This window comes from Sphingomonas sp. LY54 (genome assembly GCF_035594035.1).
Classification (GTDB): Bacteria; Pseudomonadota; Alphaproteobacteria; order Sphingomonadales; family Sphingomonadaceae; genus Allosphingosinicella.
This window is the reverse complement of record NZ_CP141588.1, coordinates 980,527-995,339: the sequence shown is the minus strand read 5'-3', so window position 1 is coordinate 995,339 and position 14,813 is coordinate 980,527. Positions and strand designations below refer to the sequence as shown.

Here is a 14,813-nt window from a genome sequence, read left to right as displayed (position 1 = left end):
CCGCGCCAGCGCGGAGGGCCTGATAGGCGGGGGGCAAATACGAGGAACCCGCCAACATGCTGACCGAACGCCAGGCCAAGACCTTTCCGCACGATCCCGCCGTCCGCGGATATTGCGTCGTCTACCCCGACGACGAAACCAACCACTGCCCCGGCTGCGGCCACTCCCATTGGTATGTCGGCCGGCTGACGGCGGAGTGCGGCTTTTGCGGAACGGCGATCCCGCTCTCGGAAGGAAGGGTCCAGGGCGGCGTCGGCGGCCACAGCCGCAACTGGAAGCCCTTCATGCCCTCGGCTTTCGCCGCCTGAGATGCGAAAACGCTCCCGGAGCGGGGCTCCAGGAGCGTTTCCATTTCGGCTCCGCGATTAGGCGAAGAGGAAGTCGGTCGCTTCGATCTGAGGCGTACCGTAGATAACGAGCGCGAAGTCGGCGTCCTTGTCGGCGTCGTTGTTGCCGAAGATCACCGTGATCGGGCCGCTGTGAGCGCTGTCGGCGAGACCATCGATGTCGAAGCCGAGCGCCTTTTCGGCGGCATTGACGTTCCCGTAGGTCTTGTAGCCGAGATCGCCCGCATTGTTGGTGCTCGACTTGCCGACGAAGCTGAACGCCTGGTGGCCGTCCTGCGTCAGATCGGCGTCGATGGCGCTGAGATCGATGACGTCGTCGCCGGCGGCATCGAAGTCCATCAGGATGTCGACCGAGATCGCGCCCAACTTGGACGCGGTCAGCACGTCGTTCATCTCGGCCACGAACACGTCGTTGCCGTCGCCACCGGTCAGGATGTTGGTGAGGCCGTTGCCGCTGATGCGGTTGTCGAGCTCGTTACCGGTGCCCGAGATCGCGCTTCCCGTGAGATCGAGATTCTCGACATTGGCGCCGAGCGTGTAATCGATCGACGAGAGCACGGTATCGAGGCCTTCGCCGGCATTCTCGACGACGACGTCGCCGGCTTCACCGACGATGTAGATGTCGTTGCCGATCCCGCCCTTCATGACGTCGGCACCAGCGCCGCCGTCGAGCGTGTCGTTGCCGCCGCGGCCTTCCATCACGTCATTGCCTGCGTTGCCGGTGAGGACGTTGTCGACGTTGTTGCCGTAGATCGTGTCGTTGCCCGAGCCCCCCTTGGCGTTCTCGATCACCGCACCGTAGGCGATGCCGACATTGTCGGTGAGGCGGCCACGGAAGTTCGGGTCCGCCGCAAATGCCGCCATGTTGGCGTCATAGGTCGCGCGGGTGATCGCGGTGTAGCCGGCCGCGACGCGGTTAGCGTTGACCTGCTCGAAGCTCAAGGTGGCGAGCGCGTCCTCATAAGTGATGCCGCTGATGCTCGACAGCGAGCCCGGGGTGAGGTCGATCACCTGGGTGACGTTGAAGCCCGACGCGTCGAGCGTGTCGTTACCGGCCGCATCCCAGATCGCCATCGTCGGCCACGGCGTCTTCTCGAAATCGAAGGCGTCGCGGCCAGCGTTCGAATTGAAGCCGTAGACCGTGTCGCCGGTGCGGGTCGTCATGTCCGCGCCGTACATGTTCTGCGCGGCGAGGATGTCGTGCACCATCGGCGTCGAGCCGTAAGCGATCGACATGAGGCTCCAGTCGAAGTCGCGGGTCGGGACGCCGCTGGCGGTCGAACCCATGTCGCGCGGGTTCCAGTAGGACATGATCGAGTAGTTGCGCGCGTCCTGGGCGTATTCGGCGCCGTTGCCGTAGGTGACCGCGAAGCCGGGGCCGAAGTTATAGCCGCCCGGGTGCGAGAGGCCGAGGCTGTGGCCGATCTCGTGGACCAGCGTGTTCATGCCGTACAGGCCCTCGTCGAACTGGAAGTTCGAGACTTGGTGGACCGATACCCAGACGTCGCCGGCGATGCCCGCGACCTGGCCGCCAAGGGTGGTGGCGAGACCGGTGGTGGGGATACGCGAATAGGCCTGGGTGTTCGGCGAATTGGTCAGGTTGCCGAAGTTGATGTCACCCTCATAGGCGCCGGTTTCCTGGAACGAGACCGCGAGGATGTCGTCCCAATACTGGAAGGCCTCGCGGGTCGCGTCGCGCTGCGCAGCGTTGAACGCGGCGAACTGGAAATATTCGGCGAGGCCGAACAGCTGGTTCCCGCTCGCATAGACATAGCCGTTGTCGAACAGGCTCTGCTGGTTCTCGTGGAAGCCGAAGGTGATGACATTCTTGTCGCCGCCGGTCGGCATCATGTCGTTGACGCCGTCGCCCCATTGGCCGCCGGTGCGGTTCAGATAAGCGGCGATCTGCTCGGGCGTCCAGATCGGCTTGCCGTTGGCGGTGCCGCCGGCCAGCGGATCGAGCGACGCGTCTGCGGGAACGTCAAGATCGACGCCGCGAAACGAGGTGCAGGCCGCGCAGGCGCAGTTGAGAGTGTCCGCGCTGTGAAGGATTTCAGTCGACATGGGCAAAGCCTCTCCTTGGCTGTTTTTGCTTCAAAACTCTGGTGGTTGATGGAAGCTAGCGAATGATCCGTGGCCCCTCCGGCCGTGCGAGCCATGGCAGGGTTTCGGACAATGCGGCGCCGAGCGCCTTATCCAGGGCCGCGCTGGCGACGCCTGAAACCGGAATCTTCGCGGCGCGGGGCGCCGCGCCGAACAAGGTCGTGGTCTGTTCCGCCGAGACGCGGAACGGGCGGATGCTGAAGGCGAGGAGCCGTTCGTCGCGGCCGGCGGGTTCGACCGAAGCGTGGACCAGGATCACCGCCGTGCCGGGCGCGATCAAGGCCGGATCGGCAAAGCCCACCACGTCGACGGGTGCGGGAGCGCCGGATGCAGCGAGGGTGCAGACACGGTCGCAGAGCGCGGACTGGAGCGCGCGGGTCGCCGGCATGGCAGGGTCCGGGACGACCAGGCAATGGACGGCGATTTGCTTCACGTCTTTCCACATCAAGAGCGGTGTGGTTGCGAGGGCGGGTGTGCTCACCAGCAGCGCACCGGCGGCCATCGCCGCCAGGGCCTGGAAGGCATGCAGACAGCCGTCACGGAAACCCATTCCATTCCCCTCCCGCCACCATGTCGTGAAGCGCGCCGAACGATCCCCCGGGATCGAGGCGCGGAGCAATCCGCCCTAAGTGTTTTGATTTTCACAGTAATTTTACGATGTGTCAACGCCTTCAAATTGGCGGAATTGCTCGACTGGGCGAAGACTTGCTCGATTTTTCGAAGCTCTACAAGTCGCCTCGCGGCCAACTGCGGACCAATTTTGGGACAGGCGTGATTCGACTCATACTACTTGCGAAACGTTCGGCGCATTCGCACTTAACTTGCATCGTTGTAGAACCAAAACGGTAAAAAGATGTTGACAGCGTCACGCTGTTATGGTACCACTAAGCCAAGCTGGAGAATTGTAGCAGGGCCGCACGGGAAGCCGTCGCGGCCTTTTTGCTGCCGCTGTCCGGACAAGCGGGAGACATCGATGAAATGGTTTGGCCGCAAGGCCGGGCGCGTCGCCGCTCGGCCTTTTCTGCTGCGCGGATGGAGCGGGCTCGCCGGCGAGCCCTGGCCGCGGGGCTACGAACAGCAGGTCCGCGAAGCCTATCTGCACAATCCGGTGGCGCAGCGCGCCGTCCGGCTCGTCGCGGAAGGCATCGGCGGCGCGCCCGTTTATGCCTCCGGCGCGGCCGTGGCCGGCGCGCAGATGGAGTCCCTGGTCCGGCCTTCATTGCTGGAAGCGGTGGCGGCGCAGCTGTTGCTGCACGGCAATGCCTTCATCCAAATCCTGCTCGACGCGGACGGCGTGCCGGCGGAGCTGTTTCCGCTGCGGCCCGAGCGGGTCAGCGTCGAGGCCGATGCGGCAGGGTGGCCGCTCGCCTATGTCTACAAAGCCGGGCAGGCGAAGAGCCGGATGGCGGCGCGCGACGGGCTCGGCCGGCCGTCGGTCGTGCATTTGAAAGCGATGCACCCGCTCGACGATCATTATGGGCTCGGCTGCCTGGGAGCCGCGGCGGGCGCGGTGGCGATCCACAATGCGGCCACGCGTTGGAACAAGGCGCTGCTCGACAACGCCGCGCGGCCATCCGGGGCCTTGCTGTTCGATCCGGGCGAGAAGGGAATGCCCCTTTCGCCCGACCAATATGAACGGCTGAAGGCGGAGATGGAGGCGGGGTTCGCGGGCGCGGCCAATGCCGGGCGGCCGATGCTGCTCGAGGGCGGCCTGCGCTGGCAGGCGATGAGTCTCACGCCCGCCGACATGGACTTCGTCGGCCTTAAGGCCGCCGCGGCACGGGAGATCGCCTTGGCCTTCGGCGTGCCGCCGATGCTGCTCGGCCTGCCGGGCGACGCGACCTACGCCAATTACCGCGAAGCCAACCGGGCCTTGTGGCGGCTCACGATCCTGCCGCTCGCCGAGAAGATCCTGGGCGGGATCGCCGGCGCGCTTTCGGCTTGGTGGCCGGGGGAGGGCCTGACGCTCGACATCGATCAGGTCACTGCGCTTGCCGAGGACAGGGAGCGTCTGTGGGCGCAGGTCTCGGCCGCCGAATTCCTCACCGAACAGGAGAAACGCGAGATGCTCGGCTTCGAACCGCTCGCCGAAGGGAAAGGCGCATAATGACGGATTCGGCATCGATGCTGGCCCGGCTGATGGCCCAGGCCGAGGCGCAGGGCGCGGACCTCGTCACCCTGCGCGCCCTGATCGAGGAAGCGAGCGAGACAGGCGCGGAGCGCGCATTGGGGACGCTCGGCCTCACCGGCCAGGATGCTCGCCGCGACATGGACGAGCTGCGACAGCTTCTCCAGGCCTGGCGCGACGCCAAGAAAGCGGCGTGGAAGGCAGTGGTCGACTGGACCATGCGCACCCTGCTGGCGGTGCTGCTGGTCGGCATGGCGGTGAAGCTCGGCCTGACGGAGCTCGTGCGGTGAGGTTTGCCGGCTATGCCGCGATCTTCGACCGGCCCGATCGCGGCGGAGACGTGGTGCGCGCCGGAGCCTTCGCCCGCGCGGTGAAGGCGGGAGCGGTGCCGCTGCTCTGGCAGCACGAACGCGCCCGGCCCATCGGCCGCATCGAATATCTCGCCGAAGACAGAAGGGGCCTCCGCGTGATCGGGAGGCTTTCCTCCGGAGCGGCCGGCAACGAGGCGGCGGCGCTGATCCGGGACGGCGCGCTCGGCGGGCTGAGCTTCGGATACCGGGTGCGCGAGGCGAAAGACGAAGCGAGCGGATCCGGGATGCGCGAGCTGCTTGATGTCGACCTGGTCGAGATCAGCTTGGTGACCTTTCCGATGCAGCCCCGGGCGCGCGTGCATGCGGTGGACGATCAATGACGGGAGAGACGACATGTTGGAAGTGAAGGCGGATCCGCTGGAGGCCTCGTTCGAGGCGCTGGAGCGGCAGGACGAGGACGTGGCCCAGCTGCGCGAGGAAATGGCGCAGCTCAAGTCGCGCATCGACGCGCAGGCGGTGGCGGCATCGCGCCCGGCCTTGAGCGGCGCGCAGGCCGAACGCTCGCCGTTCGTCGAGAATTATCTGCGGCGCGGCGTCGAGGCGGGAGTGGAGTTGAAAGCGCTGGCCGGCACGTCCGACAGCACCGGCGGCTATGCCGTGCCCGAGGAGATCGACGCACGCATCGACCGCACGCTGACCGCGATCTCGCCGATCCGCGCGATCGCCAATGTCGTGAAGGTCGGCTCGGCCGGCTATCGCAAGCTCGTGACCACCGGCGGGATCCCGTCCGGCTGGGTCGCCGAGGATGCGGCGCGGATCGAGACAGACACGCCGAGCTTTAGCGAAATCGCGCCGCCGTTCGGCGAGCTTTATGCGAACCCGGCGGCGACGCAGGCCATGCTCGACGATGCCGCGTTCGACGTCGAAGGCTGGCTGGCCGATGAAATCGCGACCGAATTCGCACGCGCCGAGGGCGCTGCGTTCGTCGGCGGATCGGGGGTCAACCGGCCCAAGGGTTTCCTGCAGGCGCCGGTTTCGGCCGCGGGCGATTCCGTCCGGCCGTTCGGGACGCTGCAGTTCGTGACCAGCGGCGCCGCCGGCGCTTTCGCGGCCTCGAGCCCGCAGGATCGGCTGATCGACCTCGTCCAGGCGCTGAGGCCGCCCTACCGGCAGGGCGCGGTGTTCGTGATGAATTCGGCGACCGCCGCGCGGATCCGCAAGTTCAAGACGAGCGACGGCGCGTTCCTTTGGCAGCCGAGCCTGACGACGGGCCAGCCGAACACCCTGCTCGGCTATCCCGTGGTCGAAGCCGAGGACATGCCCGACATCGCGGCCGACAGCCTGTCGATCGCCTTCGGCCATTTCAAGGCGGGCTATCTGATCGCGGAGCGGACCGAGACCCAGATCCTGCGCGACCCCTACAGCCACAAGCCGTTCGTCCACTTCTACGCGACCAAGCGGGTCGGCGGGCAGGTGGCCAATTCCGAGGCGATCAAGCTGATGAAGTTCAGCGCCTGACACAGAATGGCACTCCCCTTCTTCGGAAGGGGAGGGCGCCGCGCGGACTGTCCCCTGGCCCGCGCGGCGCAACCATCGGGGGGAAGGAGCAGCCATGATCGGGAGCGATGCTATCGTCTTGCCGCCGCAAGCGACGGACGACGCCAAAGCCTTTTTGCGCGTCGACGGGGAAGCCGATGACGGATTGATTGCCGGCTGGATGCGGAGCGGCGCCGAACTGTGCGAACGCTTCACCGGCCAGGTCACGATCGCCCGGGAGGTGAAGGAAGTCCTGCCGGCCAGCGCTGCGTGGCAGCGGTTGGGGCGTACGCCGGTCCGGGCGATCTCGACGATCCAGGGGCTTCCCGCGGACGGCGAACCGGTCGCGCTGCCCGTCGACGCCTTTGCCATCGACATCGATGCGCAAGGGGACGGCTGGATCCGGATTACCGGGCCTGGCGACATCCGGCGGGTGCAGGTCAGCTACGAGGCTGGGATGGCGGCCGAATGGACGCAGGTGCCCGACGCGCTGCGTCAGGGAATGGTGCGGCTCGCAGCCCACCTGCACGCCCATCGCGACGAGGCAGGAGACATGGGGCCGCCCGCGGCCGTGACCGCCTTATGGCGGCCCTGGCGGCGGTTGCGGCTGCAGTGAAGCGACCGCGGATCGTCGGACGGCAAGCGAAGCGAGGTGGACGATGAGCGATGCTGCGCAGACGGTGCGGACGGCGCTGGTAGCGGCGTTGCAAGGCGAGCCCGTCCTGGACGGGGTGGCCGTCTATGGCGCCGACGCGCCGGTGCTGCCGCGGATCGAAGTGGGCGAGCCCGCCTCGGCAGACTGGAGCAGCAAGAGCTGGCAGGGGCGCGAGCTTCGCACCGCGATCGTCGTGCGGGTCGCAGGCGGGCAGAGCGAACGGCTGGCCGCCATGAGGGCGGCCGCCGAACAGGCCGGGGAGACGCTGGGACGAGACCTGCCCGGCTGGCGCGTGGCGTCAGCCCTGTTCCTGCGTTCGCGGACCGTTGAGCAGAAAGGCATCCGGGCGCTGCTCGTCGAGCATCGCATCAGGGTGATGGAAGTCGCCTAACGACTTGGCGCCTCGATCAGCTCGGGGTCGTATTGTTCTCGCTATATTCGCTGAACATCTCGGTCGCGTTGATCTGATAGTCGAGGACCTCGTCCTTGCCCATCTGCTCGGCTTCGGCCTTTTTGAACCCGTCCGTGGTGGCCTTGGAGACGACGGCGTTGCGGAAGGCGGTGGCTTCGGCCTGACAGGCGCTCGCAACCGCCGTGCCGAAGGCCTGGGTGTCGAGCTTGTCGGCAAGGCTCTTCTTCATGAACGCATTGATGCACTGCGAATAAGCATTGCGGGAGGCTGAAGTCGATCCGGAAAGCGGCCCCATAATCATCAGAGCCGCAACAAGCGCATAAGAAATCATGGCGAGTTCCAGTGCTTGAGCTTGACTATAGGGAGAATGATACATGAGCGCGGAAAAGGGAAGCACATTCCTCTTGAAGGTCGGAAACGGCGCCGAGCCGCCGGTCTTTTCGACCGTTGCGGGCATGCGGACCACGCAGATGTCCGTGAACGGCGAAGCGGTGAACGTCACTTCGAAGGATTCGGGCGCGTGGCGCGAATTGCTGTCGGGCGCCGGCATTCGATCTGTGTCGGTTTCGGGGAGCGGGATCTTCAGCGGATCGGCGGCCGAAAGCCGTCTCAAGTCGAACGCGCTGGCCGGGATCGTCGACGACTATGAGCTGAGCTTCGAGAGCGGCGAGCGCATGCAGGGCAAGTTCCTGGTGACCCGGCTAGACTATTCCGGCGACTATAATGGCGAGCGCAATTACGCGCTGAACCTCGAAAGCGCCGGCCCGGTGGTGCCGCTGTGACCCCCAACCTGGCGCGGGGGGAGGCGAGGCTGCTGGTGGGCGGCGAGCCGCTGACGCTGCGGCCGAGCTTCGAGGCATTGGTCGCCGCCGAGGAGGAACTGGGCCCGTTGTTCGCCCTCGTCGAGCGCGCGGCCGAGGGCGCGCTGAAACTGTCCGAGATGGCCGCCTTGTTCTGGCATTGCGTCCAGGACCGGCCTGAGATGGTGACGAAGGAAAGGATCGGCGCCGCGATCGCCGAAGCAGGGCTCGCCGCCATGACTCCGATCCTGAAGCGACTGCTCATGCAGATCCTGCAGGGCCGGTGACCGAGCCAGCGGCGACGTTCGCAAACTCGGCGGCGCGTTGGGCCGGGCTGGCCGGGCTCCTGCTCGGCTGGCGTCCGGAGGAATTCTGGCGGTCCACGCCGGCTGAGCTGGCCGCCATTGTCAGCGCGATGCGCGGCCAGGAGCCACCGACCGCGTCGCGCGCGGAAATGGAGCGGCTTCAGGAGATGTTTCCGGATGGATGAGGACATCGATCGGCTGTTGGTCAGCGTGCGCGCCGACACAGCCGTATTCGCCCGCGACGTGGCGGAGATGCGATCGCAGCTCGACGGACCGTTCGGCGATGCGGCCGAACGCGCCGGACTGCGACTGGAGAATGCGCTCGCCCGGGCCGTGCGCAAGGGGAAGTTCGGCTTTGAGGAGCTGAAGAGCCTCGCACTGGCCGTGATGGCCGACATTGCTGCCGCGGCCATCCGGTCCGGCATCGGCGCGGCGTTCGGCGGAAACGGCGGCGCCGAGAGCGGCGGCGGCAGCCTTGGCGCGCTGGCGAGCCAACTCCTGATCGCCGTGCTCGGCGCGCCGGGGCGGGCGACGGGCGGGCTGGTCGCCCCGAACCGGGCCTATCGCGTGGGCGAACGGGGGCCGGAATTGTTCGTGCCGACCTCCAGCGGCCGGATCGAGACCGGGTCAGCGGGCCCGCTGCGGGGAGGAAGCCGGGAAATCCGCATGAACATCACGATCAATGCGCCCGCGGGGGCGGAGCCGCAGGCGCTCGCGCGATCGAGCCGCCAGGTCGCGCGTGCGGTCAAGCAGGCGCTGCTCCGCGTCGAAGATTGACCCCAGCACTTAGCGGACGGGAGGACGATATGGGGCATTGGCTCGCGCCTTCTGCGGCCGCGAAGGTTTTCGGTCATTTGAAGCGGTTCGACGCGCGCTTCTGGTCGGTGAATTTCCCGCGGCCGATGATGGCGAGCGTCGTCACTACGGGGCCGGACTCACTGCGCGTCGATGCCGTCTTCTACAAGGCCGACGACCTGGCCGGACTGATTTGGGAAGCGGAGGACCGGTTCGACAATCCGCTGCTCGCCTATGAAACCGACCGCGACTTCCGCGGTTGTCGGCTGCGCTTTCGCTGGCGCAGCAGCGGCATCAAGGGCCTGGACGCGATCGACGGGCCGACGCTGACGATCGAGGGCCGCGACGCTGCCGGCCAGCCGAAAAGCTGGTACGTGCGCCTCTGGAATTACGCCACGGGCGCCCCGGATGATGCCATGGTCGCGATCGACTTTGCCAATCTGGCGGGCGGGTTCCTCCTGCCGGACGAAGCCGATCCGGTCTGGGCCGGCGACATCGACCGTCTGTTCATCTCGCTCGTGCCGCCCGGTTACAGCGGGGAGGCTGCGTCCTTTTCCGCGCCGGCAGAAGGTTGGGCCGAGATAAGCGGCATCGCCTGCGACGGGGCCGGCTCGGTATTGGCGATCGGCGAGACTTTGGTGCCCGAGCATCGGCTGCGGATGGCCACGGGCTATGACGATCTCTACCATCTGACGCCGGCGCGGCTGCTGCGGAACATCGTGCAGCTCGGCTATCGAAACGAGATCAACCATTATGTCGGGATGAGCCATTATTTCCGGCTCGAGCCGCTCGGCAGCGGATTCTACGTGAGCCTTGCCGGCAGTGCGCTCAACATCTCGTGCGCGGCCTGGCATCGCGACTTCCTGGCCCGCGCGCACGCGCTCGGCATCTCGGTGATCCTTTCGCTCAGCTACGAGCTGTTCGATGCGCATTGCTGGAACGACTGGAAGCAGCGCACCGAAGCGGGCGCGCCGGCGCTGACCGGCTGGGTGCCCCCTTCGACCCTGCTGTCGCCCGCGCATGCGGGAGCGATGAATTACCTCCAGGCCGTGGGGCGGGCCTTCGGCGCCATCGCCCGCGACGCAGGCGCAGCCGTGCGGTTCCAGGTGGGCGAGCCGTGGTGGTGGGTGACGGGCGACGGGCAGATATGCCTTTACGACGATGCCGCGAAGGCGGCACTCGGCGGCAATCCGGTATCGATCGCGGATGTGCGGCAGCCGCTCGATGCGGCGCAGAAGGATCTGCTCGACCAGGCGGGAGCGTTGCTGGCGGCATCGACCGCCTCGCTCGTCGCGGCCGTGAAGGCAGAGGTCCCGTCGGCGGAAAGCCTCTTGCTGGTCTATCTCCCGACGGTGCTCGACGGGGCGGAGGCGAGGCGGGCCAATATCCCGATCGGCTGGGCGGCGCCCGCCTTCGACGTGCTCCAGCTCGAGGATTATGATTGGGTGATCGCCGGCAATGCCGGCGCGACGGCGCGGGGCATCGCCGAGGCAACCGAAAGGCTGGGCCGACGCGCGGCTGCGGTTCGACGCCGGACCGGGGCTGCGCGGCGAGGCCGAATTGCAGGCACTGATCGCCTTCTTCCGCGCGCGGCGCGGGGCGGCGGTCGCCTTCCGATTCGAAGATCCCTACGATCACAGCTCGCACGGCATGACGGGTGAGCCGGAAGCGGACGACCAGCCGATCGGGGTCGGCGACGGGCTGCGCACCGACTTCCCGCTGATCAAACATTATGAGGACCAGGTGCGGCGGATAACCCGGCCCGTGGCGGGAAGCGTCCGGGTATCGGTCGACGGCGTGGAGCAGGTGTCGGGCTGGATACTGGCTGCGGGCGGGGTGGTGCGCTTCGAAACGCCGCTCCCGACAGGTGCGGTGGTCCGAGCCGGCTATCGCTTCGACGTCCCGGTGCGCTTTGCCGAAGACCGGTTGAGCGTCACCCGAGCAACCTTTGCGGCCGGCGAAGTCCCTTCGGTGCCGCTGGTCGAGGTCAGGGAGTCGTGAGCTTCGTCGACAGCGCGCTCGGCACGATCGCCTTTTGCTGGCGGGTGGAACGGCGCGACGGCGTCTGCCTGGGTTTCACCACCCACGACCAGGATTTGGTGATCGCCCACCTGCGCTATCGCGCCATGCCTGGGATGCTGCCATCGGCTATCACCCTTTCCGACGGTTTCGAGCTCGACACGCTCGAAGTCTCGGGTGCGTTGACGAGCGAGGCCATCAGCCGGACTGATCTCTCGGCCGGACGGTGGGACGGCGCCGCAGTCTCGATCTTCGCGATCGATTGGGAGGATCCTGACGGCGAGCAAGTGCTGCTTGCCCGCGGCGAATTCGGCGACGTCAGCATCGAGCGCAACGGTTTTACGACGGAACTGCGTGGCCCCGCCGCGCGGCTCAATACGCCCGTGGTCGAGCAGACGTCCCCCGAATGCCGCGCCACGTTGGGGGACAAGAGGTGCCGCGTAGCGATGGCCTCACGCATTACCACGACCCGGATAATCGCGGTGGAGAGCGAAGACGTGATCCACATTGCGGAAGGGGCGGCCGGAAACGCCTATGGTTATGGACGGCTGCGGTGGCTCGGCGGGGCCAATAGCGGGCTGGAGAGCAGCCTGCTGGCTTCGGAGGGAACCCGGCTCGTGCTGCGCGAGCCGCCCCGCTTTCCGCCGGCCGCAGGCGACCTGGTCGAGGTCATGGAGGGCTGCGACAAGAGCTTCGCAACATGCACCGTTCGGTTCGCCAACGGCGCAAATTTCCGCGGGGAACCGCATCTGCCCGGGATGGACCTGCTGACCCGCTATCCGGGTGCATCGTGAACAAGTCCGTCGTCGACCGCGCACGAGCGCTGGTCGGCGTGCGCTTCCGCCCGCAAGGGCGGCGGCCGGACCACGGGCTGGATTGCGTGGGACTCGTCGCGGCGGCGGCCCAATTGCCACTGGAGCTGGTGCCCAGCGATTATGCGATGCGCGGCGCCGCCCCGGACGGACTGAGCGAACAATATGCCGGACATGCCCGATCCATCGCGCCCGGTGACGCGGCGGCCGGCGACATCCTGCTGGTGTGTATAGGTTCGGGCCAGCATCATTTCGTGGTGCTCGTCGATGGCGGCTTCGTTCACGCGGATATTCGCATGCGGCGGGTGGTGGAGAGGCCGGGGGCGGTGCCGTGGCCGGTTCTGGCGGCGTGGCGGGTGTGGAGGGAAACATGGCCACTCTCGTCCTGACCGCCGTGGGCGGCGCCGTCGGCGGCCCCGTCGGCGCTGCGATCGGCGCGATCCTCGGGCAGCAGATCGACGGCCGGCTGTTTGCGCCCAAAGGACGCCACGGACCACGTCTCGGCGACCTTGCGGTCCAGACCTCGTCCTATGGCTCTGAACTGCCGAAAATATTCGGGATGATGCGCGTGGCGGGCACGGTCATCTGGGCCACCGATCTCCAGGAGCACAAGCGGACGAGCGGGGGCACCAAGGGCCGGCCGAAGACGACGGATTATTCCTATACCGCGTCGTTTGCGGTCGCGCTGTCGGCGCGGCCCATCAAGGGCGTGCGGCGGATCTGGGCCGAAGGGAAGCTGCTCCGTGGGGCGGGCGGAGATTTCAAGAGCGCCACCGGTTATCGCCTCTATCTCGGAACTGAGGACCAGGAGGTGGACCCCTTGATCGCAGCGATCGAAGGCGCTGGCCAGGCGCCGGCCTATCGCGGGCTCGCCTACGCGGTGTTCGAGGACATGCAGCTCGAGGATTTCGGTAACCGGATCCCGTCGCTGACATTCGAAGTGGAGGCGGATTCGGGACCGGTTTCGGTGGGTGTTATGGCCGGAGAGCTCAGCGCGGGAGCGATAGAAGATGGGGGTACACCCCACCTGAGCGGGTTCGCCGCCGGCGGAGATAGCGTGCGCGCAGTCTTGGAGACGCTGGCCCAGGCGATCCCCTTGTCGCTGCGCGGCGATGCCAGCGCGCTCTCGCTGGTTTCGGCTTATGAGGCCCCGATCCTGGTCGACGGAAGATCCACTGGCGCAACCTCGGCCAATGGGGCCGGCGGAGCGGGCGACGTATCGCAGCGCGCGATGGGCGGGCTGACCGGCGAGGTCAGCGTGGCTTATCACGACCCTGCGCGTGACTATCAGGCCGGTCTCCAACGCGCGACGCGCGGGACGGCGGGCCAGCCTCACGAACGGCTGGCGCTCCCGGCAACCCTCTCCGCCGGTGCGGCCAAGGCGATTGCGGAGCAGCGCCTCTCGGCCCTCTGGGCGGGGCGCACGACCGCTACCCAGCATTTGAGCTGGAACTGGCTGACAATGCGGCCGGGCGCCTGCGTCCGCCTCTCCGACCAGCCGGGATTGTGGAAGATAGAGCGCTGGACGCTCGACAGGATGGTGGTCAGCCTCGGGCTGGTCCGGGTGGGGGAGGGTGTCTTGCCAGCGCCGGCGGCCGAGCCAGGCCGGGCGATCGGCCACCCCGACCTGCATCATGGCCCCACATCGCTGCTTCTGCTCGATCTTCCGCCGGTCAGCGACAGCGCCCTGACGCGGCCCCAGCTGGCTATCGCGGCGGCGGGCGGCGAGGGTTGACGGCGGGCGTCCCTCTCGATCCGCTTCGGCAGCGGTGAATGGCAGGAGGTGGGATCGACGGCTCCTCCTGCAGTCATGGGATCGGCTGTGACCGCGCTTGGCGAGGGAGATGCGGCCTTGTTCGACGCGGCGAGCAGCGTCGATGTCGAGTTGCTGAACGACGACATGTGGCTGGAGAGCCGGAGCGACGACGCGCTGGTCGGCGGCTCCAACGCGGCCATGTTGGGCGGCGAATTGATCCAGTTCGGTTCCGCCGAGCCGCTGGGCGACCGACGCTTCCGAGTGTCGCGCCTAGTGCGCGGGCGGCGTGGCAGCGAATGGGCCGCGGCCACACACGCCATCGGGGAGCCGTTTCTGCTTCTCGATCCTGAAACGCTCCGCCTGGCGGAGCCGCCGTGCCGGCGATCGGCGGTCATTGCCAAGCCTTGGCCATCGGCATGGGCGATGATGAGCCAGCCACGGCCACTCTGTTGATCAGCGGCGAAGCGATACGCCCGCCGACGCCTGTCCACCTGCACGCCGCATGGCTCGCCGGGGATCTCTTCCTGAGTTGGGTAAGGCGCAGCCGTGCGGGCTGGACCTGGTCAGACGGGCTCGATGTTCCGCTGGCAGAGGAGGCCGAGGTGTATCGCCTGATCGTGTCCGATGGAATCAGGGAGCGCGCCGTCATCCTCGATGAGCCGCGCTTCACCTATACGACCAGCCAACAGGCGGCAGACGGGATCGCGGTGCCTTTCTCCGTCAGCGTAGTCCAGATGGGAGCGTGGGCTGAGTCCCGTCCCACTACGGCCGTCATTCCGGACTAGATACGAATTCGTCTCAAGTCATTGTTTTTCTTGAGTGGAACTGCGCCGC

General features: G+C 67.1%; 19 protein-coding genes and 1 pseudogene. 17 read left to right on the top strand and 3 right to left on the bottom strand.

The window, feature by feature from the left end; translation table 11 throughout:
• Positions 1-56 precede the first annotated feature (56 nt).
• A complete protein-coding gene (locus tag SH591_RS05080; RefSeq protein WP_324750799.1) occupies positions 57-308 on the top strand; it encodes a hypothetical protein in 252 nt (83 codons plus the stop codon).
• Positions 309-365: 57 nt separating this feature from the next.
• Here SH591_RS05080 and SH591_RS05075 read toward each other — a convergent pair whose 3' ends face one another.
• Both SH591_RS05075 and SH591_RS05070 read right to left on the bottom strand, forming a co-directional pair.
• Positions 366-2,411: a M10 family metallopeptidase C-terminal domain-containing protein gene (locus SH591_RS05075; RefSeq protein WP_324750798.1), complete on the bottom strand. Its 2,046-nt coding sequence runs from the start codon at positions 2,409-2,411 to the stop codon at positions 366-368.
• A gap of 55 nt (positions 2,412-2,466) precedes the next feature.
• Positions 2,467-3,000 carry a hypothetical protein gene (locus tag SH591_RS05070; RefSeq protein WP_324750797.1) on the bottom strand — a complete coding sequence of 178 codons (534 nt, stop codon included), beginning with the start codon at positions 2,998-3,000 and terminating at the stop codon, positions 2,467-2,469.
• Positions 3,001-3,423: 423 nt separating this feature from the next.
• Here SH591_RS05070 and SH591_RS05065 point away from each other — a divergent pair, with 423 nt between their 5' ends.
• The 6 genes from SH591_RS05065 to SH591_RS05040 all read left to right on the top strand — a co-directional run bounded on the left by SH591_RS05065 (position 3,424) and on the right by SH591_RS05040 (position 7,471).
• Positions 3,424-4,557, top strand: a complete 1,134-nt coding sequence (locus tag SH591_RS05065; RefSeq protein WP_324750796.1) for a phage portal protein — start codon at positions 3,424-3,426, stop codon at positions 4,555-4,557.
• Positions 4,557-4,868 carry a DUF6127 family protein gene (locus tag SH591_RS05060; protein WP_324750795.1) on the top strand — a complete coding sequence of 104 codons (312 nt, stop codon included), beginning with the start codon at positions 4,557-4,559 and terminating at the stop codon, positions 4,866-4,868. Before SH591_RS05065 ends, SH591_RS05060 begins: the two co-directional genes overlap by 1 nt.
• Positions 4,865-5,269, top strand: coding sequence for an HK97 family phage prohead protease (locus SH591_RS05055; protein ID WP_324750794.1), 405 nt, complete (start codon positions 4,865-4,867; stop codon positions 5,267-5,269). Before SH591_RS05060 ends, SH591_RS05055 begins: the two co-directional genes overlap by 4 nt.
• Before the next feature lie 13 nt (positions 5,270-5,282).
• On the top strand, positions 5,283-6,407 hold the full coding sequence (locus SH591_RS05050; protein ID WP_324750793.1) for a phage major capsid protein: 1,125 nt from the start codon (positions 5,283-5,285) through the stop codon (positions 6,405-6,407).
• A 94-nt stretch (positions 6,408-6,501) separates the two neighbouring features.
• Positions 6,502-7,041, top strand: a complete 540-nt coding sequence (locus tag SH591_RS05045; RefSeq protein ID WP_324750792.1) for a head-tail connector protein — start codon at positions 6,502-6,504, stop codon at positions 7,039-7,041.
• A 43-nt stretch (positions 7,042-7,084) separates the two neighbouring features.
• Positions 7,085-7,471 carry a hypothetical protein gene (locus SH591_RS05040; protein ID WP_324750791.1) on the top strand — a complete coding sequence of 129 codons (387 nt, stop codon included), beginning with the start codon at positions 7,085-7,087 and terminating at the stop codon, positions 7,469-7,471.
• Positions 7,472-7,487: 16 nt separating this feature from the next.
• On the opposite strand, the gene SH591_RS05035 is transcribed toward SH591_RS05040, so the two are convergent.
• Positions 7,488-7,994, bottom strand: coding sequence for a hypothetical protein (locus tag SH591_RS05035; RefSeq protein ID WP_324751417.1), 507 nt, complete (start codon positions 7,992-7,994; stop codon positions 7,488-7,490).
• On the opposite strand from SH591_RS05035, the gene SH591_RS05030 reads away from it, so the two are divergent.
• The 10 genes and pseudogenes from SH591_RS05030 (at position 7,897) to SH591_RS04985 (ending at position 14,764) form a co-directional block, all read left to right on the top strand.
• Positions 7,897-8,274 carry a phage tail protein gene (locus tag SH591_RS05030; RefSeq protein ID WP_322832311.1) on the top strand — a complete coding sequence of 126 codons (378 nt, stop codon included), beginning with the start codon at positions 7,897-7,899 and terminating at the stop codon, positions 8,272-8,274. The two genes, SH591_RS05035 and SH591_RS05030, sit on opposite strands and share 98 nt — an antisense overlap.
• Positions 8,271-8,579, top strand: a complete 309-nt coding sequence (locus SH591_RS05025; RefSeq protein WP_324750790.1) for a gene transfer agent family protein — start codon at positions 8,271-8,273, stop codon at positions 8,577-8,579. The genes SH591_RS05030 and SH591_RS05025 overlap by 4 nt, the downstream gene beginning before the upstream one ends.
• A complete protein-coding gene (locus SH591_RS05020; RefSeq protein WP_322831838.1) occupies positions 8,576-8,782 on the top strand; it encodes a phage tail assembly chaperone in 207 nt (68 codons plus the stop codon). Before SH591_RS05025 ends, SH591_RS05020 begins: the two co-directional genes overlap by 4 nt.
• A complete protein-coding gene (locus SH591_RS05015; protein WP_324750789.1) occupies positions 8,775-9,374 on the top strand; it encodes a tail tape measure protein in 600 nt (199 codons plus the stop codon). Before SH591_RS05020 ends, SH591_RS05015 begins: the two co-directional genes overlap by 8 nt.
• 29 nt (positions 9,375-9,403) lie before the next feature.
• A pseudogene (locus SH591_RS05010) lies at positions 9,404-11,393 on the top strand (DUF2460 domain-containing protein).
• Entirely contained in the window at positions 11,390-12,205 is an 816-nt protein-coding gene (locus SH591_RS05005; RefSeq protein ID WP_324750788.1) for a DUF2163 domain-containing protein, read from the top strand. Before SH591_RS05010 ends, SH591_RS05005 begins: the two are co-directional and overlap by 4 nt.
• Positions 12,202-12,612, top strand: a complete 411-nt coding sequence (locus SH591_RS05000) for an NlpC/P60 family protein (RefSeq protein ID WP_324750787.1) — start codon at positions 12,202-12,204, stop codon at positions 12,610-12,612. The genes SH591_RS05005 and SH591_RS05000 overlap by 4 nt, the downstream gene beginning before the upstream one ends.
• On the top strand, positions 12,594-13,958 hold the full coding sequence (locus SH591_RS04995; protein WP_324750786.1) for a phage tail protein: 1,365 nt from the start codon (positions 12,594-12,596) through the stop codon (positions 13,956-13,958). The genes SH591_RS05000 and SH591_RS04995 overlap by 19 nt, the downstream gene beginning before the upstream one ends.
• Positions 13,959-14,075: 117 nt before the next feature.
• Entirely contained in the window at positions 14,076-14,432 is a 357-nt protein-coding gene (locus SH591_RS04990; RefSeq protein ID WP_324750785.1) for a GTA baseplate fiber-binding domain-containing protein, read from the top strand.
• Positions 14,384-14,764, top strand: coding sequence for a hypothetical protein (locus SH591_RS04985; RefSeq protein ID WP_324750784.1), 381 nt, complete (start codon positions 14,384-14,386; stop codon positions 14,762-14,764). The genes SH591_RS04990 and SH591_RS04985 overlap by 49 nt, the downstream gene beginning before the upstream one ends.
• The last annotated feature ends 49 nt before the right edge of the window (positions 14,765-14,813 follow it).

Bases quoted from the DNA above. Each gene is read 5' to 3' on its own strand.
- SH591_RS04995 (WP_324750786.1), top strand. From the start codon at position 12,594: ATGGCCACTCTCGTCCTGACCGCCGTGGGCGGCGCCGTCGGCGGCCCC.
- SH591_RS05015 (WP_324750789.1), top strand. From the start codon at position 8,775: ATGGATGAGGACATCGATCGGCTGTTGGTCAGCGTGCGCGCCGACACA.
- SH591_RS05065 (WP_324750796.1), top strand. From the start codon at position 3,424: ATGAAATGGTTTGGCCGCAAGGCCGGGCGCGTCGCCGCTCGGCCTTTT.
- SH591_RS05040 (WP_324750791.1), top strand. From the start codon at position 7,085: ATGAGCGATGCTGCGCAGACGGTGCGGACGGCGCTGGTAGCGGCGTTG.
- SH591_RS05060 (WP_324750795.1), top strand. From the start codon at position 4,557: ATGACGGATTCGGCATCGATGCTGGCCCGGCTGATGGCCCAGGCCGAG.
- SH591_RS05050 (WP_324750793.1), top strand. From the start codon at position 5,283: ATGTTGGAAGTGAAGGCGGATCCGCTGGAGGCCTCGTTCGAGGCGCTG.
- SH591_RS05070 (WP_324750797.1), bottom strand. From the start codon at position 3,000: ATGGGTTTCCGTGACGGCTGTCTGCATGCCTTCCAGGCCCTGGCGGCG.
- SH591_RS05080 (WP_324750799.1), top strand. From the start codon at position 57: ATGCTGACCGAACGCCAGGCCAAGACCTTTCCGCACGATCCCGCCGTC.
- SH591_RS05045 (WP_324750792.1), top strand. From the start codon at position 6,502: ATGATCGGGAGCGATGCTATCGTCTTGCCGCCGCAAGCGACGGACGAC.
- SH591_RS05075 (WP_324750798.1), bottom strand. From the start codon at position 2,411: ATGTCGACTGAAATCCTTCACAGCGCGGACACTCTCAACTGCGCCTGC.